The sequence below is a fragment of the Haloferax sulfurifontis ATCC BAA-897 genome, assembly GCF_000337835.1.
Lineage (GTDB): Archaea > Halobacteriota > Halobacteria > Halobacteriales > Haloferacaceae > Haloferax > Haloferax denitrificans.
On the sequence record NZ_AOLM01000008.1, the window covers coordinates 31241 to 52187 of the forward strand.

Annotated in this window: 14 protein-coding genes; 10 read left to right on the forward strand and 4 right to left on the reverse strand. The window is 62.1% G+C overall.

The features are described from left to right. Positions 1-47: 47 nt before the first annotated feature. From C441_RS04765 to C441_RS04775, 3 genes are all read right to left on the reverse strand, one after another. Positions 48-3122, reverse strand: coding sequence for an FAD-binding and (Fe-S)-binding domain-containing protein (locus C441_RS04765; RefSeq protein ID WP_007274072.1), 3075 nt, complete (start codon positions 3120-3122; stop codon positions 48-50). Then, positions 3115-3294: a hypothetical protein gene (locus C441_RS04770; protein WP_007274073.1), complete on the reverse strand. Its 180-nt coding sequence runs from the start codon at positions 3292-3294 to the stop codon at positions 3115-3117. Before C441_RS04770 ends, C441_RS04765 begins: the two co-directional genes overlap by 8 nt. A gap of 118 nt (positions 3295-3412) precedes the next feature. Next, on the reverse strand, positions 3413-4486 hold the full coding sequence (locus tag C441_RS04775) for a cupin domain-containing protein (RefSeq protein ID WP_049920446.1): 1074 nt from the start codon (positions 4484-4486) through the stop codon (positions 3413-3415). A 115-nt stretch (positions 4487-4601) separates the two neighbouring features. Here C441_RS04775 and C441_RS04780 point away from each other — a divergent pair, with 115 nt between their 5' ends. The 3 genes from C441_RS04780 (at position 4602) to C441_RS04790 (ending at position 11223) form a co-directional block, all read left to right on the forward strand. After that, complete coding sequence (locus C441_RS04780) at positions 4602-6017, forward strand: SLC13 family permease (RefSeq protein WP_007274075.1); 1416 nt, start codon at positions 4602-4604, stop codon at positions 6015-6017. 1305 nt (positions 6018-7322) lie between these two features. Next, positions 7323-9020 (forward strand): hypothetical protein, encoded by a 1698-nt coding sequence (locus C441_RS20240; RefSeq protein ID WP_239640809.1) that lies wholly within the window; start codon positions 7323-7325, stop codon positions 9018-9020. A gap of 898 nt (positions 9021-9918) precedes the next feature. Next, positions 9919-11223, forward strand: coding sequence for an acetamidase/formamidase family protein (locus C441_RS04790; RefSeq protein WP_007274077.1), 1305 nt, complete (start codon positions 9919-9921; stop codon positions 11221-11223). Here the strand turns inward: C441_RS04790 and C441_RS04795 are convergent, their stop codons facing one another. Next, the gene (locus C441_RS04795; protein ID WP_007274078.1) at positions 11224-11484 is read right to left on the reverse strand and encodes a ubiquitin-like small modifier protein 1; all 261 of its coding nucleotides are present in this window, start codon (positions 11482-11484) and stop codon (positions 11224-11226) included. A 179-nt stretch (positions 11485-11663) separates the two neighbouring features. Between C441_RS04795 and C441_RS04800 the strand changes: the two genes are divergently transcribed. The 7 genes from C441_RS04800 (at position 11664) to C441_RS04830 (ending at position 20766) form a co-directional block, all read left to right on the forward strand. After that, positions 11664-12677, forward strand: a complete 1014-nt coding sequence (locus C441_RS04800; RefSeq protein WP_007274079.1) for a sensor histidine kinase — start codon at positions 11664-11666, stop codon at positions 12675-12677. Between the two features lie 455 nt (positions 12678-13132). Next, positions 13133-13834 carry a polyprenol monophosphomannose synthase gene (locus C441_RS04805; RefSeq protein WP_007274080.1) on the forward strand — a complete coding sequence of 234 codons (702 nt, stop codon included), beginning with the start codon at positions 13133-13135 and terminating at the stop codon, positions 13832-13834. Continuing rightward, on the forward strand, positions 13831-14952 hold the full coding sequence (locus C441_RS04810; RefSeq protein WP_007274081.1) for a glycosyltransferase family 4 protein: 1122 nt from the start codon (positions 13831-13833) through the stop codon (positions 14950-14952). Before C441_RS04805 ends, C441_RS04810 begins: the two co-directional genes overlap by 4 nt. Beyond that, entirely contained in the window at positions 14949-17651 is a 2703-nt protein-coding gene (locus C441_RS04815; protein ID WP_007274082.1) for a GtrA family protein, read from the forward strand. Before C441_RS04810 ends, C441_RS04815 begins: the two co-directional genes overlap by 4 nt. Then, on the forward strand, positions 17648-19000 hold the full coding sequence (locus tag C441_RS04820; protein WP_007274083.1) for a sulfatase: 1353 nt from the start codon (positions 17648-17650) through the stop codon (positions 18998-19000). The genes C441_RS04815 and C441_RS04820 overlap by 4 nt, the downstream gene beginning before the upstream one ends. Before the next feature lie 418 nt (positions 19001-19418). Further along, positions 19419-19724 (forward strand): hypothetical protein, encoded by a 306-nt coding sequence (locus C441_RS04825; protein WP_007274084.1) that lies wholly within the window; start codon positions 19419-19421, stop codon positions 19722-19724. A gap of 238 nt (positions 19725-19962) precedes the next feature. Further along, positions 19963-20766 carry an inositol monophosphatase family protein gene (locus C441_RS04830; RefSeq protein ID WP_007274085.1) on the forward strand — a complete coding sequence of 268 codons (804 nt, stop codon included), beginning with the start codon at positions 19963-19965 and terminating at the stop codon, positions 20764-20766. The last annotated feature ends 181 nt before the right edge of the window (positions 20767-20947 follow it).

Consider the following 20947-nt stretch of genomic DNA (forward strand, 5'->3'; position numbering starts at 1 on the left):
GAGTCAACGCCGAGTAGCGGGTCTGTACGAAACCCCTACGCGCCCTGTTAGTTGGAGAGACAGTAGTCGAGTAGTTCGACCGGGGTCGGCGGCTCTTCGCGGTCGAGTTCAGTTCCAGACAACGAGCTTTCGGTGGTGACTGCTTCGATACGGTCGTCGCTGAGTTGCGTCCGGCAGGACGTTCCGGGGGCCGTGACGGCAGTCGCCTCACTCGCCTCGATCTGCTCGAACAAGATTTCACCGATCGACTTGCTGAGTGAGTAATGCTCGGCCTCGTAGCCGAAGCTCCCGGCCATTCCGCAACAGCCCGAATCCAACGGGTCGACCTCGTAGCCGGCGCGCCGGAGGACACCGACGGCGTGGTGGTCTTTCTTCACCGCCTTCTGGTGGCAGTGACCGTGGTAGGCGACCGATTCAGTCGTCGGCTCCCAGTCGACGTTCTCGCCGAGCCGGAAGGCGTCGAGGTATTCGCAAACTCCGTAGGCGTTCGCCGCGAGGGATTCGACGGCGGGGCCGTCGCATAAGTCGAGCGCGTCAGACTGGAACATCACCGCGTCGGACGGCTCGGCGAGGACGACGTCCCAGCCGTCTCTGACGTACGGTGCGAGTTCCGCGACGTTGCTTTCGACCGCGTCGCGCGACTTCTCGACGAACCCCTTCGAGAGCGCCGGGCGACCGCTATCGGTGTGCTCGGCGACCCTGACGTGGACGCCGGCGGCCTCCAGGACACGAACCGTCGCTTTTCCGACCTCCGTGTGACTGTAGTTGGTGTAGCTGTCCACGAAGAAGACCGCCTTCCGCTCGGCGTCGCTCTCGGCGACGCGCGCGCCGCCGCGGCTCTCGAACCAATCACGTACCGTCTCACGTTGGAACTCCGGAAGCGCCCGCTCGCGTGCGATTCCGAGCGTCTTCTCCGCAATCGTTCTCGCTCTCGGAATCGACTGTGCGAGATTCGAAATCGGGGCGAGCGCGCTCCCGAGGGGAGCCAATGCGTCGAAGTTCGCAAAGAGCTTGTCGCGGAGGCTCGACCCGTGTTCTTGGTGACGCGCGTGCATGACCTCGGTCTTCAGTTTCGCCATGTCGACTTCGCTCGGACAGTCGCGGGCACATCCCTTACAGCCGATACAGAGGTCGAGCACCTCCTCGGCGAACTCGTCGTCCGTCGGGTCGTCGGGCAGGTCCCCACTCATCGCCTGCCGAAGGAGATTCGCGCGCCCCCGCGTCGTCGTAATCTCTTCGTCGGCGGCGCGGTACGTCGGACACATCACGCCCCCGGACGTGTCTTGGCCACCACGACACCCACCACAGCCGTGGCAGAGTTCGACCATCCCCTGCATGCCGTTTTCGTTCTCCCAGTTGAGCGATGGCTCGAATCCGGCGTCGTAGCTGTACTCGCCGTCGTATCGGAGATGCTCGGTCATATCGTGGTCGCCACAGACGTTGCCGGGGTTGAGCAACCAGTCGGGGTCGAACGCGGTCTTCAGGTCACGGAAGGCGTTCCAGAGCGCGTCACCGTACAGTTTGCGGTTCCATTGCGTCCGCGCGCGACCGTCCCCGTGTTCGCCGGAGACGCTCCCGCCGAGTTCGACCACGAAGTCGGTCACAGCGTCGGCAATCTCGACCATGTCCCGCCGGTCCGCCGCGGCTTTCGTGTTCACGAGCGGGCGGACGTGCAAGACGCCCGGACCGGCGTGAGCGTAAAATGCCGCGTCGACGTCGCGGTCCTTGGCTTCGAGCAACGTTTGGAAACGTTCGACGAACTCGGGGAGGTGCTCCGGTGGAATCGCACAATCCTCGATGAAACTGATGTGTTTCTCGTCGGATGTCCGAGAGAGCAGGATGGGGAGGCCGGCTTTCCGAAGCTTCCAGAACTGTTCTCTGTCGGCCTCGCTGTGCGCTTCCACCCCGGCGAACGAGAACGGCTGTTCGGTGTCGGGGCGGTCCTCCAGCTGTTCTGCGTGCCCCGCTCCCTCGGAGACGCGGTCGGCGAGGAGCCCCGCGGTCAGCGCCCGTGCGTGAGCCTCGTCCTCGGCGTAAAACTCCACGAGCAGTCCCGCCTGTGCGTCGTCCGGGACGGGCGCGGCAATCTCCTCGAAATCGGCGGTTCCCCGCGCCAACCCGATGAGGACGTCGTCGATGAGTTCGACGGCCGCGGGGTCGTGTTCGAGGACGTACTGCACGTCGGTCACGGCGTCGAGCACGCTCTCGTAGAACAGCAGTGAGACCGCCTTCGTCTCGGGGACCGGCTCTAAGGCGACCGTGGCTTCGGTGACGACCGCTAACGTCCCTTCGCTCCCCGCCATGAGGCGCGCGAGGTTGACCGTCCCCGCCTCGGCTTCTTCCACGAGAGCGTCGAGGTTGTACCCGGACACGTTGCGTTTCAACTCGGGGAACCGCGCTCTGACCTCGTCGGCTTCGTCGTCGACGACGCGAACGACTTCGGCGTACACGCGTTGGAGAAGCGTGCCGTCGCTGTCGGCGCGCTCTCGGAGTTCATCGAGGTCCGTGTCGCCGAGCGTTGCGACCGTTCCGTCGGCCAAGACGACCTCACACTCCTCGACGTACGCGTCGGTCTTCCCGTACTCGAGCGAGTGCGCGCCGGTCGAGTTGTTTCCGATGGCACCGCCGATGACGCTCCTGTCGCCGGCCGCGGGGTCAGGTGCGAACTTCAGTTCGTGCGAGGACAGCGCCTCGTTGAGTTCCGCGAGGACGACGCCGGATTGCACCTGCGCGCGCCGGGCATCCGCATCGACCGACACGATGGTGTCCATGTGCCGGGTGAAGTCGAGGACGACGGCCTCGTTGACCGCCTGTCCGGCCAGACTCGTTCCAGCACCACGGGGGAGGACCGGGATTCCCCGTCCGGAGCAGTAAGAGACGACGGCGGCGGTGTCCTCGGTCGACGTCGGGAATACGACGCCGATGGGCGTCTCTTCGTACGCACTCGCGTCGGTCGCATACAACTGCCGCGTGTACGTGTCGAACCGAACGTCGCCATCGACTCGCTCTCGGAGGTCGGAGACGAGCGCCGGCCGCTTGACGTCGTTCGACGCGTGGTCGTAGTCCGGCCGTTCGTCGGTGTGATCGGCAGACGTGCCGCGTTGGTCTAGACGGTTACTCATGGGCAATGGACTCGTCAAATATCTCTGAGGAGTCGAACAGTTCGCGGCAGTCCTCGCACACCATCCGGTCTTGAATGGCGTACTCCCACAGTTTTCCGCCACAGTTCAGGCAGTCGAAGTGCGCTCGGACAAATGGGTTTGCCTGCGCGTAGAGGTTCTTGAACTCCGCCATACACGTTCTCGTGGCGCGGAGTACATAAGCCTACCACCTGCAGTAAAACAACGTATGAAATATCGCTCAGCAGTACAGCTGTCGTCCGTAGTGCTTGAACGCTCGCCGAAAGCCCCTATTACTGTGGTGCCGCCTCGGCGTAGAGGTTGAACGCCTCGAACACGGGACGGTCGGTCATCCCGAGGAGGATGGCGTCCCCGTCAGGCTCGTGGTGGTGAATCTCGTCCGGGGCGACGACGAACACATCCCACTGACTCCACTCCAGCGCCTCGTCGCCGACGTGCGTCGCGCCTTCACCCTCGATGACGAAGTACACCTCGGTCGCGTTGTGGAAGTGCGGGTCGGTCTCCGCTTGGAGCAACTGCGCGCGGAACGACATCGTCGGGAACAGCGGCGGCTCTCCCGACGCCGGGTTGACGTACGAGAGACTGTAGCCGTCGTGCGGGTCTGGGGTGTCGTTGTCGGCGCGCTGGCGGAGCGCTTCCAGGGTGTCGTCCCACCCGAACCGGTAGGGCGGCGTCGCCTCGAATTTACCCTCGAACGGACCGGGGATGCCGTCTCGCTTCGTCTCGTCGTAATCGCGGGCTCGACCGTACTGGGATTCCCAGTACCCCGGCGTCTTCGTGACCGGCTGACGAGTCAGTTCGTGATACTCGAAGGTGTTTTTCGCGTTGAGCGAATCGAGGACGAGCGGGAGGTCGAGCACGTCGAGCCACGCCGCCGTCTCGTCGCCGTCGTTGACGTGGTCGTGCCACTCCCACTGCGGCGTCGTGATGAGGTCGTTGTCCTTCATCGGGAACTCCTCGCCCGCGACCACCGTCTTCATGTCCTCGTGCCCGTCGATAGTGAATCGAAGCGCGTTCGCCCCGTGTCGGTGCGCAGGTGCCGTCTCACCCGGCGAAACCGTTTGAATCCCGACGTAGATGGTGTTCGAGATGGCGTTCGCCGTGTTGATTGGAACGGCGACGCGCCGCTGGAACCCCGGCGGGAGGTCGGCAATCGGAACATCGTCCTCGATGGCGTCGATAGCGGTCTGGACGTCTTCCCACTTCCAGACGTCCGACTCGGGGTCGTCGAGGACGTGACCCATGTCGTCTTCGACTTCCCACAGCGGACGGAGGTCGTGTTCCTCGAGGATACTTCGCGTCCCAGCACTCATCTCTAAGAGGTCTTTTGGCTCTTGCCGTGCCATACCACGCCGTTGGGACAGTTTCGCAATAAGTCTATGGGGAGCCGACCGGGTCGGCCGGCGACCGCGAAACACTCCCGATAGAATCATTGATGTCGGCTCTGTCTACCGACACACAATGTCGGATAACTCGCGTTGGTCGGCCGTCGGCGTCTCCGGCGTCGACCCCACGTGGCTGTCACCGCTCTTCGGGGCGCTCGCCGCCGTGGCAGTCTTTCAGTTCGCCCCGCTCGCGAGAGACGCGAGTACGATGCTCGCAATCACCGTCTTTTGTATCATGCTGTGGGTCCGGTCCCCGGTCGAGCCGTGGTTCACCGCGCTCGTCGGCATCGGACTCATCGGCGTCGCGTTCTCACCGGCGCTCGCGCTTTCGGGGTTTCGCTCACCGGCGACGTGGCTGGTCGCCGTCGGTATTCTCGTCGGTGAGGCCTCCCGTCAGAGCGGACTCGCCGGGTTGGTCGAAGAACTCGCACGCACTCGGATGTCGGACGCCGCGTCGTCCGACGCCACCACAGCGTTTCGATATCTTCTGGTCACCTCCTGTCTCGCCAGCCTCGCGCTGGCCGTTCTGATTCCCTCTTCGCTCGTTCGGGTGCTCATCCTCGGCCCGATACTGCTTTCGCTCGGAGACCTCTTCACGGAGCGTCGGGCGAAGATAGGACTCTTTCTCGGGCCGCTATTCGCGACGTTTTACGGTTCTTCGGGGGTCCTGACCGGGTCTCTCGCGAACATCATCGTGACCGGCCTCGTCGAATCGGCCGCCGGGCTGTCCATCTCGTGGACGGAGTGGCTTCGCTGGCTCGCCCCGGTGATGGGTCTCGGTCGCGTTCTGGTGGTCATCGGTGTCACCTATCTGCTCTACCGTCCGCGCGACGCCGACGCGCTCGACGCTCCGAAGCGCTCCGAGAGCGTGGGCGTGAACGTGACGGCCGAACAGGCGCGGATGCTCGTCTTCCTCCTCGTCGGCGTGGCTATCTGGGTGACGGACTTCGCACACGGACTGCACCCGCTTTTCGGTGCGCTCGTAGTCGCGCTGTTGGCGTTTGCTCCGAAAATCGGCGTCGTCGACCCCGATGCCGTCGGAGAGGCGGATTTCTCGATCCTGTTCTTTTTCGGAGCAATCTTCGCAATCGCGGCCGGTCTCCAACAGACCGGGTTCACCAATCTGGCCGCCGAAACGCTCCTCTCACAGCTTCCTACCGACGTGTCTCTCCCGCTCGTGCTCGTGTTTGTCGTCGTCATCTCACAACTGCTCACGCTGGTGATGGAAGGGCTCGCCGTTGCCAGCGTTCTCACGCCGATTCTCGTTTCGTTTTCGAATACCGTCGGCGTCCCGTTGGTGCCTATCGCGATGATGGAGGCCGTGGCGCTCAACACCTACTTCTTCCCGTACCAGTCGGCGGTTCTCGTGGCGATTCTCGGGATGGGCGCCGTCGACAGCGTCGAACTGACGCGGATGTCGAGCGCAATCGCCGTGGCAACGCTCTTACTCCTCGTTCCGATACAAATCGGCGTGTTCTTGATGTTCTTCTGAACTGCGCTGGTTCTCTTCGGCGCGAATGACGGTTTGTACGTCCCCCGGAGATGAGCGGTCTCGATTACCGGAGTTCAGAAATACCGAAACCGAGTAGGTGAACCCGAATTTCCGTCCACCGCCTGAGGACACGGTGCAGGTCCGAAGCGCGCGATGGTGATACGCGAGTTTCCTCGCCGTGAGCCCGTATCGCAGGCTGACTGGAAGAGACAGACACTAGCCGCACCACACACCCACGCACAGTTGGACTGGCCCATCTCCGGTCGACCGATTTCGGATTTATCGAAGCTATCGACGGGGAGGCAGTGTCGCTATCCGAGTGAGGTGCCGCTCTTCGGCAGGGGTTCCTACTGAGAGTGACGAATGATAATACGTACTGTTCCTCGAGTAGTCCGGCTATTTCGAATCTGCTCAGAGTCAACCACTCAGCGACTACTGTTCGAGAGGTACCACGATTGAGCCGCACAATAATTACAACTTTAGTATCGTAATGGTACGGCTGATGACCCGCGAATCGACCGCGGTTCTTCAGGCTCCGAACCTCGTGGAAGACGACACAAAATGGATATCGCAGTATATGGTTTATCGGCGTTTCCAGACCCGCGTTCGACCGTGAGCGAAACAGAGAGCGAACGCGAACCGACGAGCTGAGTGCTTGAAATCGTCGCATGAGCCAAAACGGCAGTATCGGCGTCGCCGGTCATCGAGGCAACACTCGAACTCGGAGTGGAACCGAAAGAAATCGTTCGACCGCCCGAGTTAGACTGAGTTCGCGACAGTCGACGGGTCGAACCGTGGCAGTGAGTCTTCGGCCCGTGAAACCGGGACCGAAACCAGCGAAGTAGCGCTCTGCGGACCACCCCGAATCTGAATACGCGATTTCGGCGAGTATAATCAAATATATCATATATCTAACTTTCCCGCAAATATCGTTGTCTACTGGAGACAATGAGGATTAGCAGAATATCGACCAGCCACCGGATTTCGGTGATGAATCATATTTCGCGATATACAATTCTGAGGACAGCGTCACACAGTTTCGGAGGATGGGCTCGAAACTGGCCACCTCGGGCCGAACTGTACATCGCAAGATCGTACTCACACCAGCGAAACCCGACTCCTCACAATCAGAAGACGGGTGCTCGCCGCCTCACTCGCTCATAATCAAGAATTTTCTCTCGCACGTCTTCCTCGGTCGGTCCCCGCCGCGTCGGGACCAAATAGTTCACATCCGGGGTCGACAGCGTCTGAGATACGTCCTGGTAGTCACTCGACATTTATGTAGTTCCAGCAAACGTATCGAATATGGACAATACGCCTCCAAGCCGGCGAGACATCCTCTCCCTTGTCGGGATTGGTCTGACCACCGGTCTCGCCGGCTGTAATAGCCCCACAGAACCAGAGCCCGCACCGGATAGTTCTGCGCAGACAGAAACCAGAAGCGGAGACGGAGACATATCTATCAGTATCTCTACGGAGACTCAGCCATCCGAACTACCGAGTATATGGGAAGATCAGAGTATCGAGGACTTTCAGGCCCAGTTCAAGGTTGAGACCACCGGAGGGCCAACCCAGGCCACAGTCTCGAACGGAAAAATAGAGATTAATAAAGACTCAGAGCAGTGGAACGGAAGTAATGTTACAGTACAGCCAGGCCAGATGCAGAGCGGTGAACAACAGTTTACGGCAACCGCTTCAAAAGGTTCCCAGCAAGTACAGGACACTGCACCAGGCGTAAAATCAACTCCAGGCAACTACAAGCTGGACATAGTTCCACAGAGAAATGAAGAACTGAGGAACCAGATCAGCCAGAACACTCTAGAAGATAGCTATCTTGAGAAACGTGGCGGATTCGTCACATCAGATCCAGTACTAGATACCTACAGCAGCCACGAACAGCTCTCATTCGATAAGTTCGGAATCGACCTTGTGGCCTACGAATGGCGACACGATAACGACTATACTGACTTAGCAGAAGCTCAACCTATAGAAGTAAAGAACTTTGTGGACAGTATTGGTGTAGACACAGGCAATTCCGATATTGAAGCTATAAAGAGTGGCGATGAAGTACCTGCTGCAATATACCCCAACGGAAGCATGGCGGAGAGAAGAGGAGGAAACTTTGACTTCGAACAATTCTCAAACGCAGAAACAGTAGGCGAAGCACTGGGCTGGGTTCATCCATACCTATTCAACTGGCAGGCCAAGAGGACGCCAGACGGCCCTTATTCTGTAGAAGATGCTCTTTATGCACCATCTCTAGAACAAGCAATTGAAGAAAACACTAAAAACGGCTTAGAAGTTCATGCATGGGACGTTGAAACCTTAGGCCACGGTACCGGCCTTATTTACGGTGAAAACGCTGACGGCTCAGAAGAACTCAGATTCATGGAGACTGTGGCAACTCCTGTCACAGCCACCGCAGATGACCAACAACTACACCCCTTAATCGAGAACTCAGGATACCTAGACCCAGAAAATGATGGATTCCAAGAATACTGGCACCCACTCCGATTCGGCTGGGAAAAAGACGAAGACACGTCTCCACTAGATTTCTCGAGTAAGAAGGCTAGGGCTGTACGAACAATAGGAGAAATGTCCAATTCCCTTTATCATGAAGATGATCCGCATCCCGGAGAACCAGGTACTGTAGCTCCGACAACCGAATATGTTGTTGACTTCACAGAAAGACTTAGAAATTTCAACCAGAACGACATAAAATTCGAGACTCTATACAATCAGTCGAAAGTATTAGAAAAGATGGTCATGGAGGAAGATACCAACCATGTGATATATGGTATTACGGAGAATCCTCAGTACGCAGTTGTAGAAGACGACTCCATAATTGAAGACGTATGGGAAGATACAGATGGAGAATATGATGACTTCAATCAGTTCCTCCGCGACAATCCAGAGTACAGCATGAGCATAAATGATGTTGACACATCACTAGACGAAGAAGAAGTACATGACTTCGGCCAACAGGTACTGGCCGGAGCGTGACTGTTAATTTGTACGGCTGAAGAACTTCGGCGAACAGATCACTCTATATGCTTTATATTTCAAAATAATATTCTGAAATGAAGACACGCAATAGATCCATCTTCCGAGACTGTGAAGATTCTAGAGTTCCGGAGGATGGTTTTGATGCGTGCCTTCTTTTCGGGACTCCAAAGAGGAACCCATAGATGATCCGTTTCATCCAACACACCCGAAAGTAGATTGCGTCAAGTGCGGCAATCTACGGACCCCCCAGAACCGTCCCGGTCGCCGAAGACGATTTTCCCGTTGAGTATTGTGTTATACAGACAAAATCACTTGCCATCGATTTCGACAGCGGTCTCGTCAGCTACGATATGCGAGTTGATGAGCCTACTGGTGAGTAATTAGACACAAGCGTTCTGTGCCGAGAATTCAGAGAACTCTTTTGTCTCGTTGATCGAACACTCAGTCACGCGAAGTCCGACAAACGCCCTGATGAACGTCTGTTTCTGACTCTTTACTGCCGGTATTATATATAGAGGGACAGATGTAATTCTCCAATTCGTCTGAGAATAATACTTATTTAAGCTCCTCTCCAGCAGATTAACAACGTAGTTGATATATTCTCAGACCTCACCAAAAACGACGCCGAAGTGGGTCGGAGTCGATGAGTCAACTGTCAAAATTGACGGCCAGTAGCCTTGGTTATACACTACAATACTTCAGGTGCGAAAAATGATTATTGACGCGTTGTGCAAGCGTTATAGAACCGCTCCGGCGGCTGCGGTTCTCGACGGTGTTGTGAGAAACGCGACTGTTCAGGGTCGGTGTGTCTGAGCGGTGCTTCGGATAAGAGTACTGAGAGACCGACTTCCGCATACACAATAGATAACATGCGACAGGTCGAACGTCACGACACATGTCTGAAAAACCAGCTGAAACACTCGAAGTAGACGAGTTCACGCTCGGACTCGTCGGACCCGAACAGGAGTGGGCGGGAACGGTCCGCGACGGGGGGACGGTCAAGACACACACCCCCGCCGGGTGCTGGGGACCGATGATCACTCCGTCGTTCCGCGGCGGACACGAGGTCACGCGGCCGATTTACGTCGAAAACGCCGAGCCGGGCGACGCGCTCGTCGTCCGAATCAAGGACGTCGAGGTGACGAGCGTCGCGACGAGCACCGGGAGCATGGCGGAGCGGGAGGGCGCGTTCGGCGACGACCCGTTCGTCGACCACCGCTGTCCCGAGTGCGGGACGCCGTGGCCCGAGACCGTCGTCGAAGGGACGGGACCGGAGTCGATTCGCTGTGCGGAGTGCGGCGCCAACGCGTCGTCGTTCGGGTTCGAGTACGGTTACACCGTCGTCTTCGACGACGACCGAACCGTCGGCATCACCGTCGGCGCCGACGGTGCCCACCAGTTAGCCGAGCGCGCCGACGAGGCGATGGCGCTCCCCGAGAACTCGCGGCAACACCCGATTTTGCTGTACGAGCCCGACGAGATGCCCGGAGCGCTCGGTCGCCTGCGCCCGTTTATCGGAAACATCGGGACGACGCCGGCGGTCGAACTCCCCGACTCGCATAACGCGGGGGACTTCGGGCAGTTCCTCATCGGTGCCGAACACGACTGGGGGCTCCCGGACGAAGCGGCGCTCGAAGCGCGGACCGACGGCCACCTCGACTCGAACGAGGTGCGACCCGGTGCGGTGCTCATCTGCCCCGTTCGGGTCGACGGTGCCGGGCTGTACGTCGGCGACCTCCACGCCAACCAAGGAGACGGCGAACTCTCGCTCCACACGACGGACGTGAGCGGGCGGACCGAACTCGAAGTGGAGGTCATCAAGGGCCTCGACCTGCCGGGACCGTTGTTGCTCCCGAACGAAGCGGACCTCCCGCACATCGCGAAACCCTACACCGACGCCGAGCGTGACGCCGGGGCGACACTCGCGGACGAGTACGACGTCGAGACGCTTCACGACGCCCTGCCGCTTCAGGTCATCGGGTCGGGCGCGACCATCAACGACGCGACGGAGAACGCGTTCGCGAGGGCGAGTTCGCTGTTCGGTATCAGCGAGGGAGAGGTCCGGTCTCGGTGCACGTTCACCGGCGGCGTCGAAATCGCTCGCCTGCCGGGCGTCGTCCAGTTGTCGATGCTCGTCCCGGTCGAACTGCTCGACGAGGTCGGCCTCACCGAGACCGTTCGCGAGCAGTACGGGGCGTAGTCAGCCGCCCCGCATCGCCGGAAAGAGCTTCACGGGCTCCCCGTCCGGTATCGCGTCGTCCAACGCCGCCTTGCGCGCTCCGACCATCACTCGGACGCTCGGGCGGACGCCGCCGCTCTCGTCGTAGAGGTGTGTTTCCGCGCTCGGATGGCGTGCCACGAACGCGTCGAGCAGGTCGCGAACCGTCGCTCCGCTCGGTGCTACGTCGACGGTCTTTCCACCTGCCGCGGACCGAAGCGGCCCGTAAACGGTAACCTGCATACCGAGTGCAGGGAGGCAACACAGAAATCACTACGGGTGCACGAAACTCGGCACGAATCCGCCACAGCGACTCGCAGAAGCCGGTTGCGAGCGTCCTGAGTACTGGTCGACGTCCGTGCGAAGAGATATTATTCTCACGGATACTGTACTGTCATGGGCGAACGTACGTGGATAAATCAATGCAACCCGGGGAACACGGCAGGGTAGTCTCACTCGAAGATATTCCGCTTCACTCGACGAACCTCCTCTCGCTACTCGACGAAGACGGCGTTATCCACTATCAGAGCCCCTCAGTCGAGCGCTTGCTCGGGTTCGACCGAGACGAACTGGTGGGCGTTTCGTGCACCGACTGCTTCCACCCGGACGACCGCGATAGAGTGTACGACGCGTTCAAAAACGTCGTCTCGCGTGACGAGTACGTCGTCGAGGCCATCGAGTACCGCCATCTACAGGACGACGACACCTACACGTGGGTCGAGTCTGTCACGTCCTCGGAGCCGACCTCCGGTGGCCACTACGTTATCAACACGCGCGACATCTCCGAGCGAAAGCAGAAACAGAAGGAGCTCGAACGCGCCAACGAGCGCCTCAAGGAGTTCGCGGACATCGTCACCCACGACCTCCGAAACCCGCTCAGCGTCGCGATCGGGCGGCTCAAACGAGCGCGTAGAGAGTTAGAAAGCGAGGAGCTCGACGCGATGGTCGAGCCGCTCAATCGGATGTCGCGGATGATAACCGAACTTCGGACGCTCACGATGGGCCGGCGCCGAGACGCGAAGACGATGCCGGTCTCGATAGCGTCGCACGCGAAAACGTCGTGGATGGTGACCGAGACGGGGGACAGCGAGCTACGGGTGGAGATAGACCCGGCGGTCGAGTACGAGGCGGACATCGGCCTCCTCGACCACGTCTTCGAGAACCTGTTTCGGAACGCGGTCGCCCACAACCAAACCCCGGTGACGGTGACCGTGGGGGCGCTTGAGGGTCGGACCGGCTTCTACGTGGCAGACGACGGGGACGGAATCCCGCCCGAGAAAGCCGACGACGTCCTCGAATACGGCTATTCGACTGCACGCGGCGGGACCGGGGTCGGTCTCACTATCGTCAGCGAGTTCGTGGCGGCCCACGGGTGGGAACTGGCGATCGAGAACGCCGAGGACGGCGGGGCGAGGTTCGAGATTCACACGGAGTGACGGTCGTCTCGACGGACGTCTGTGGCGGCGACGGGGCCCGCTGAGCTCCCCGGACGCGGCGCCAAGTGTTTTGTACCGGGTGGTCGGATGTCTTGACCGCGGGTACCAGACGAACGATTCTGTTGACCTGCGAACGGGACGCAGAGCGCCCCGCCGACGCGAAACTCACGGGAGTCGCACGTTTCGCCCGGTCCCACCTACGCGTTCTCGTGTGATTCAGGAGATAGATTCTGTCACGCATTTAAATAATACTTGTAAAATTGTATCTAATTTTAGAATAAACTACTAGAATATAACTGTTGTGGAGAGAGTATATGTCATCACAACTCATATTGTCATGGTAGCGCATAGCAATCATGAGCCAGCCCGAACCACACTACAGAGAGCCATCTCTCGGCGCCCATACGGCCGCTCGCTCGGTTGGGCGGGAGGAAGCGACGTCCGCCGTCCCACGGGTGTCTGTCATTATTCCGACGTACAACGAAGCCGAGAACATCCTGGACGCAATCGACCGCTGTCACGACGCCCTCGCCGACCACTCCTCCGAGATTATCGTCGTCGACGACGACTCCCCGGACGGGACGTGGCGACTCGTCGAACGGCGGTACGACGCGACTGACAACGTTCGCGTCATCCGGCGCGAGGGGGCGCGCGGGCTGGCGACCGCTGTCGCCTACGGGTTCGCTCACGCCACCGCCGACTCCTGTGCGGTCATCGACGCGGACCTACAGCACCCACCCGAGTTGCTACCCGACCTCGTCGATACGGTCGCCAACGACGTCGACATCGCCATCGCCAGTCGGTACGTCTCCCGCGGCGGCGTCGCCTACTGGCCGTGGCACCGCCGGGTCGTCAGTCGCGGCGCGACAGTTCTCGCTCGGCTCTGTATCCCGTCGGCGAGGGGCGTCGCAGACCCGCTCAGCGGCTACTTCGTCGTCCGCCGCGACCTGCTCCGGGAGGCGACGCTCAGCCCGACCGGGTACAAAATCCTCTTAGAACTGCTCACGCGCTGTGACGGGGCGGAGGTCCGAGAGGTCCCGTACGTCTTCGAGGACCGGCGAAACGGCGACTCGAAGCTCTCGTCTCGGGAGTACCTCGAATATCTGTTGCACCTCGCGAAGCTTTCGTACCACAGTCGCCGGCGAGCGCTCGTATGACTGACTTCCGACCCGTCCCGTTCGGTGACGCCCACGGTGCGTCGCACGCGGCACCCCACACCCACCCCGCCCACGCGAACCCCTCCGAGAAGCGCGTTGCGCTCTGTCCGCACCTCTCGCTCGAACACTACCGCGGCGGCGAGAAGTGGACCGCCACCCTCGCGAACCGACTCGCCGCCGACGGCGTGAACGTCGCCGTCCACGCGCTCCCGTACGCGCCCGGGAACACGCGTCGCGTCGCCGTCAGAGACGTTCTCGACGCGGCCGTGCCGTACCGCGAAGCGTGGCGACACGACCTCTCGGCGTACGACACCGCGTACGTGTTCTACGCGCCGCTTTCCGAACTGTTCTTCACCGGAGCGAGTCGGGCCATCGCCGGCATTCACTCGTGGGTTTACGTGTCGCCGCGGCTGTTCGAGTCGCATTACGGACTGGTGCCGACGGTCGTGAAAGCGCTCTACCGAACCATCGGTGCGACCGACCTCAGACGGTACGCCGCCGTTCACACCGTGACGCCCGCGTTCAGGTCGCCGCACGCGAACACGGTGTACATTCCCAACTTCGTCGACACCGACCGCTTCTCTCCCGGGCGGGCCCCGCTCGACGACGAGTTCACCGTGCTCGTCACCGCCGCGCGCATCCGCGAGAAGGGATGGGACACGGTGCGAGCAGTCGCCCGTCGCCTCCCGGCGAACGTTCGGTTACTGGCGACCGGAACGGGGAGTGACCCGTACGTCACGGACCTCGGGTTCCTTACGGAGGGCGAACTCGCGGACGCGTACGCCCGAGCACACGTCGTCCTCCACGCGGCCCGCGTCGACACCGATAGCATGGTCATAAACGAGGCGTGCGCCACCGGAACGCCGGTCGTCACCACGTCGCTGCCGACCCACGACGTCGAAAACGAGGCGGTTCTCCACCGGGACACGCCGGACGAGATGCTCGGCGCGATAGCGATGCTGTACGACGAGTGGAAACTCGGCGACGGCTACGACGAGCGGTGTCGCGTCGCGCGCCGCGAGGGCGAGACGCACGGGTTCGACGTCGTCTACCCGCAACTCAAGCGGTTACTGCTCGGCGAGTCGGTCCCGGCGTCTCGCCCGGAGGTGGTCGGATGAGCGGCGACCAGTCGGTCGCCGACCGACTCCGGTCGCTCCCGCTCACCGGGCGTAACAGGCGGTTCGTTCAGTACCTCATCGTCGGTCTCGTCGGCATCAGTATCAACGAGGGGTTACTGTTCCTCGTGAGCGGTGTCGGCGGCCTCTCGTACGTGATTGGGGGCACGGTCGGTCGGGTCGTGAGCACGTTCGCCAACTTCGTCATCAACGACCGCTGGACGTGGCGGTCCTACGGGAGCATCGGACACCGGCCGTGGGCGTGGCGGGCGACGAAGTACGGGATGACGCGACTCGTCGGTATCGCCATCGGCGTCGTCGCGCTCGTCGCGTTTGTCGAGCTCCTCGGACTGCACTACCTCGTGGCCAACGTCGCCGCTATCGGTGTCGGCGCGCTCTGGGGCTTCACCGCCAGCGACCGATTCGTCTGGCAGGCGAGTCGGGACGGCGCGGTCGTGGGCGACTTCGATTGGCCCGCGCTACAGGACCGACTGGCGAGAGTCGACAGACCGACGTGGTCCGTCGTGGCCGTCTCGGCCGGGGTGTTCGTCGTGTTCAGCCTCCTCACGGTCCAGCTCTATCGAGGGTACTGGACGACGGGGTCCGACTTCGGCTCGTACGTCCACATGCTCTCGACGACCCTCGACGGACAGGGGTTTCTCATCCACGGGAAGTACCGCGTGAGTCACCCGGGAGGCTCCTACTGGGGTGCGCACTTCTCGTTGACGCTCCTGTTTTTCCTCCCGCTTTTCGCGGTCGTTCGGTCGCCGATGACGCTCCTCGTCGCGAAGTCGTTCCTCCTCGCGTCCAGCGTGCTGGCCCTCTGGTTCGTCGCTCGAACGCATATCAAGAGCGACCGTCTCGCCGGGGTGGTCGTCCTCTCGTACGTGCTCAACCCGTTCCTCTGGTCGGCGTGGCTGTTCGACTTCCAGGAGCAGTCACTGCTCCCGGTGCTCATCTTCGGCGCGTACTACGCGTACGTCCGCCGCCGATACGTCGCGTTCTTGGGCCTTCTCGCGCTCGTACTCCTCACGAACGAGTTCGTCATCTTCATCGTCATCGGCGCGCTCTCCGGCCTCGCTGTCGCGGCGTACCGCGGCGGCCGACTCGACGACGAGCGCTGGGTGCTCCTCGCCGGCTTCCTGTTCGTCCTGTTCGCGCACGTCCTCTCCGGGGCGGTCATGGACCGATTCAGCCTCTACGGCGGTATCCCGATGGCGTCCATCGCCGGGCCGCTCAAGCCGTACGTCGGTCCGCGGGTGGGCGTCGGCGAGCTACTCGCGCTCGGCGTGAGCGACCCGGCGCTCATCGTCAGCGCGTTCGGCGTGAACCTCTCCGACAAACTGCTCTACTTCGTCGTCTTTCTCGTCCCCGTCGTCTTCCTCTCGCTGAACGACGAGGTGTCGCTCGGTGCGCTCGCCCCGTACCTCCTGTTTTCGTGGTTCTTCGCGGGGCGGTCGATTTACTACATGTTCGGCGCGCACTACCCGCTTTACCTCCTCCCGTTTCTCTACATCGGAGCCGTCCGCGTCGCCGGCCGGGGCGCGGTTTCGATACCGTCTCAGGAACTCCTGTTTCGGTTGTTCGCGACCGTCATCGCCATCAACATCGTCACGGGGGCCGTCGTCGGGTTCGACCTGAACGTCGTCCCGGTGCCGACGCAGAACGAACACACGGAGACGCTCGAACGGGCCATCGACGGTATCCCCGCCGACGCGTCGTTGCTCACGCAGAACGACATCTACCCCCACATCGCGATGCGGCCGAACGCGACCTACGTCGTTCGACCGGACATGTTCCACCAGTACCAACGGGAGTACGGGGCTATCACGCCGGAGTACGTCCTCTACGACACCCGCCTCACCGGCCGGCCGTACGACTGGTCGCAGGCCGTCCAAACGGCGTTCGGCGACCGCCTCGGAACCGAGTACGGTCTCTATCAGTACCAAGACGGCATCTACGTCTACAAACGGGGGTACAGCGGTCGTATCGCCATCATCGACGACGCCTACGAGTTCGACGAGCGGTTCGACGTCGGCGAGTTCGAACTCAGTCAGGAGAACGCGCGGGTCGTCGGCGACGACATCGTCGGCGAGGGCGGCGGCGAGGGGAACTTCTGGTTCGGCCCCTATATCGAACTCCCGCCGGGGAACTACACCGCGACGTACCGCGTGAACGTCGAGAGCGCCGGTGACGACCCCGTGTTGCGGCTGAACGTCGGTGCGGGCCACAACAGCCGGGTCGTCGCCGAGCGGACCGTCGGCGCGACCGACGGCTGGGAGAACGTGACCCTCCCGTTCACGCTCGACCAACCCACCACGGGCGTCGAGTTCCGCGGGGCGGGGGCGGGCGGCAACGGGACGGTTCGGTTCGACGCCGTCCGCGTCGTGTATCAGTCGGCCGACGCCGACGCCGACGCCGGCGGCTCGGAGAACGGAACGACCGCCGCAGGGGGCGCGGTCCCCCCTGAACTGTGGATGGAACTGAACTCGGTCCCGACCGAGGACGACCCCGCTGTCGGCTCGAACGAAAGCGACGCCGAGACCGACGATGCCGACCCCGCCGAGACAGGCGAGTTCGGCGTGGCTCGACTGGCGGCGTTTCCGGCGGGCCTGACTACCAGTCCGCCGGTCGCCGCTCCCGCTCGACCGTCACGAATCGACGGCGACCACGCACCGTCCGCCGAGGTGACCACCGAATGAAAACGCTACTCATCACCGTCGACGCGTGGCGCGCCAGCCACGCGTCGTTCATGCCGAACAGCACAGCGTCACGAACGCCGGCGTTGGAATCGCTCGCCGAACGCGGCGCGGTCTTCACGCAGGCCGTCAGCCACGGCCCGGCGACGCCGTACGCGTTTCCGGCGCTGTTGACATCGACGTATCCGCTCGATTTCGGGGGGTACGAACGGATTCGAGCGGACCGGACGCTCCTGAGCGAACGGCTCGCCGACGCCGGATACTCCTGTTCGGGGATTCACGCGAACCCGTGGCTCGGCGAGAGATACGGCTACGCGCGCGGCTACGAGACCTACCGCGATGTCGGGGCGTTCAGCTCCCCGACGCTCGATAGCGCCCGGGAGTTCCTTATCAACCGATTCGGCCTCGACCACCCGGTGTACCGGGCGGCACAGTACCTGTTCCGGTTCGGCAGTGCCCCGCTGTACCGCCTCCGCGGCGGGGCCGACGAGGTGTCGCTGGCGCGGCGGGCGCTCGCCGATGCGCCGGCGGACAGTTTCGTCTGGGTCCATCTCCTCGACCCGCACGCACCCTACGCGCCGCCGAAGCGACACCGCGAGGCCGTCGGCGTCCGGTTGGGTCGGTCGTCGGCGACCCAGTTGACGACGCGGGCGCAACACAGCCCGGACAGCCTCAGCGAACGCGAACGCGAGTCGGTACACAGACTCTACGACGCCTCGGTCCGGCACGCGGACGAGCGCGTCGGAGCGATTCTCTCGGAGGTCGGCGACGACGCGCTCGTCGTCGTCACGGCCGACCACGGCGAGGCGCTCTTCGAGCACGGGCAGGTCGGCCACGAACCCGCGCTGTACGACGAGTTGGTTCACGTCCCGCTTTTGGTTCGGCCGCCCGCGAGCGAACTCGCCGGCCCGCTCGTCGTCGACACGCAGGTCAGACACGTCGACATCGCGCCCACCGTCCTCGATTACGCCGGCGTCGACGCCCCGCCGTCGTTCGGGGGGAAGTCGCTCCGACCCGCAATCGAGGGGAGAGCGATTCCGGAACCGCCGGCCGTGACGGAAGTCGCGTCGACCCGGCAGACGCCGGGTCGCATCGACGAGTCCGCGTTACAAATCGGCGTCAGACTGCCCACGCACAAACTCGTTTCGCGGGGAGACGAGCTGTACGGGTTCGACTTGCAGGCCGACCCGGGTGAACTCGCCCCGATTCCGAACCCCGAGGGTGCCGACTGGCGGCCGCTATACCGTCAGCTACGGGAGCGCCGCGACGCCATCGACTTCACCGGGACGGTCGCCGCCGAGCGCGACGCGACCGTCGAGGAGCGACTCCGCGAACTCGGCTATCTCGACTAGGCCGCTCCGTGTCCCTGGCGTCGCCCGGCGAGCGCGTGGCAGTCCACGTTCGTCGTCACCGTACCGTGTGACTTCACCGTCTCCATACCGGCGAAGACGACGGCCCGCGGGACTGCACAAAATACGGCAGTGATAAAACATTAAAATTATTAACATTAAATTTATGCTGTAAATATGGTTTTCACCACGGGAACTAAGTCGTTAGATGGACCCTAAGAAACGATGTCTGACAGGAATATCGAACGTCGAGATCTTATCAAAATACTAGCGTGATGCCCGCGAGAGCGTACGCCAGTTCGCTCGTCGCACTCACTCCGGACGGAGATGTCGTGCCGGAAATCGCCGAATCCGTCAAGGCGAGTCCCTCCCGTATCTCGACGCCGTTCGATTCGAAATCGTGCCCGGAGACTCCTCTCGGATGACGCAGTTGCAGACCGGCGACACGCACATCGCGAACGACGAAATCGACCTCGGGGTGATACGCGACGCGCTGTCGGACCGCGGCGACGCGACTGACGACGCGTCGGTTGTGGACGTTCTCTACAAGGGTCACGTCCGCGAACGGATACAATCGGTGACCGGCGATGACGTCCCAGACCGTCCCGCGTCAGTCGCCCGAGACGCCTTCGGGAAGCTGGTCGATGGGAATCGTGACGCCGCCGTATCCACGTCAAACAGGCGGGTATGGAGACATTCTGTGAGAGCGAGGAACCGACGTCACTGACGACGGATGCCGGCAGTGAAGTGAGCTGTCACCTGCACGCGGAATCCGCGCCCGACCGTCAGCGTCGGACCGCGTTAGTGAACCGCGATAGGAGCAAGATTCCGTGACGCGGCGACGCGGCGATGGTCGGCGCGAGAGCCGACCCGAACTCGGCTGGCGCGACGGTCGCCGACGGCGGAGAGACAGAAGCGCTGTCCGCTGTCCGAGGCTTTTTCTCGCCGTGTAATGCATAGCCGTCATGGACGCAGACCCCCGCGAAGCAGTCGCAGTCGCCGCCGCGGAAGTGGGAGCAGAGCACGCGTCGGCGCGGTTCAGGACCGAACTTGACATCGAACAGAAGGACGACGAAATCGACCTCGTGACCGAGGTCGACCGCGAGACGCAACGGCGGGTCATCGCGGAGATTCGAGAGCGGTTCCCCGACGACGCGGTCGTCGGCGAGGAGGAAGACGAGCTGAAGACCGTCCCCGAGTCGGGCTACGCGTGGATTATCGACCCGATAGACGGGACGCAGAACTACACGCGGGGGGCCCGCGAGTGGGTGACGAGCGTCGCCGTCGTCAGAGACCAGACGCCGATTGCGGCGGTGAACGTCTCCCCCGAGACGGGAGACACCTACATCGCCACGGAGGAGAGAGTCGAGCGGAACGGCCGGCCCATGACGGTCAGCGACGAATCGAACACCAGCGCGTTTCTCGTCTCCTCGACGCTCCGGTATCAGGACGGTGACCGACCGGGAATCGAGCGACTCGCTGGAGACATCTTCGGCACGTTCGGCGAGATGCGGAAGCTCGGGACGACGCAACTGACGCTCTCGCGGCTCGCCGACGGGTCGATAGACGCGGTCGTCGGGCTCGACGAACAGCCGAACGCGTGGGACACCGTGGCCGGGGTCTACCTCGTCGAACGCGCGGGCGGAACGGTAACCGACCTCGACGGAAACAGGTGGGGGCCGGGACAACCGGGTCTCGTCGCGTCCAACGGGCGCGCACACGACGAGGTACTCGAAGCGGCGCAGGCGGCGTTCGAGGCGACGCGATAGCGGCGTCGCCGCCCCTTCGTCTGCCGAAACGACTCGCGGTGGCGTGACTGTAATCCATCGAATTACACGGTTATGCCTGTAATGGATCGGCGCGTGCGACACCGACGATAGCGAGACCACGGAGACGAGAGGACAGCGACAGCGGAAGACAGTCGGCGACCACGGATTTATATCAATTTAT

Coding starts and splice junctions, on each gene's coding strand:
- C441_RS04780 (WP_007274075.1), top strand. CDS start 4,602: ATGTCGGATAACTCGCGTTGGTCGGCCGTCGGCGTCTCCGGCGTCGAC.
- C441_RS04810 (WP_007274081.1), top strand. CDS start 13,831: ATGACTGACTTCCGACCCGTCCCGTTCGGTGACGCCCACGGTGCGTCG.
- C441_RS04795 (WP_007274078.1), bottom strand. CDS start 11,484: ATGCAGGTTACCGTTTACGGGCCGCTTCGGTCCGCGGCAGGTGGAAAG.
- C441_RS04825 (WP_007274084.1), top strand. CDS start 19,419: ATGACGCAGTTGCAGACCGGCGACACGCACATCGCGAACGACGAAATC.
- C441_RS04790 (WP_007274077.1), top strand. CDS start 9,919: ATGTCTGAAAAACCAGCTGAAACACTCGAAGTAGACGAGTTCACGCTC.
- C441_RS04770 (WP_007274073.1), bottom strand. CDS start 3,294: ATGGCGGAGTTCAAGAACCTCTACGCGCAGGCAAACCCATTTGTCCGA.
- C441_RS04830 (WP_007274085.1), top strand. CDS start 19,963: ATGGACGCAGACCCCCGCGAAGCAGTCGCAGTCGCCGCCGCGGAAGTG.
- C441_RS04820 (WP_007274083.1), top strand. CDS start 17,648: ATGAAAACGCTACTCATCACCGTCGACGCGTGGCGCGCCAGCCACGCG.
- C441_RS04815 (WP_007274082.1), top strand. CDS start 14,949: ATGAGCGGCGACCAGTCGGTCGCCGACCGACTCCGGTCGCTCCCGCTC.
- C441_RS04765 (WP_007274072.1), bottom strand. CDS start 3,122: ATGAGTAACCGTCTAGACCAACGCGGCACGTCTGCCGATCACACCGAC.
- C441_RS04800 (WP_007274079.1), top strand. CDS start 11,664: ATGCAACCCGGGGAACACGGCAGGGTAGTCTCACTCGAAGATATTCCG.
- C441_RS20240 (WP_239640809.1), top strand. CDS start 7,323: ATGGACAATACGCCTCCAAGCCGGCGAGACATCCTCTCCCTTGTCGGG.
- C441_RS04775 (WP_049920446.1), bottom strand. CDS start 4,486: ATGGCACGGCAAGAGCCAAAAGACCTCTTAGAGATGAGTGCTGGGACG.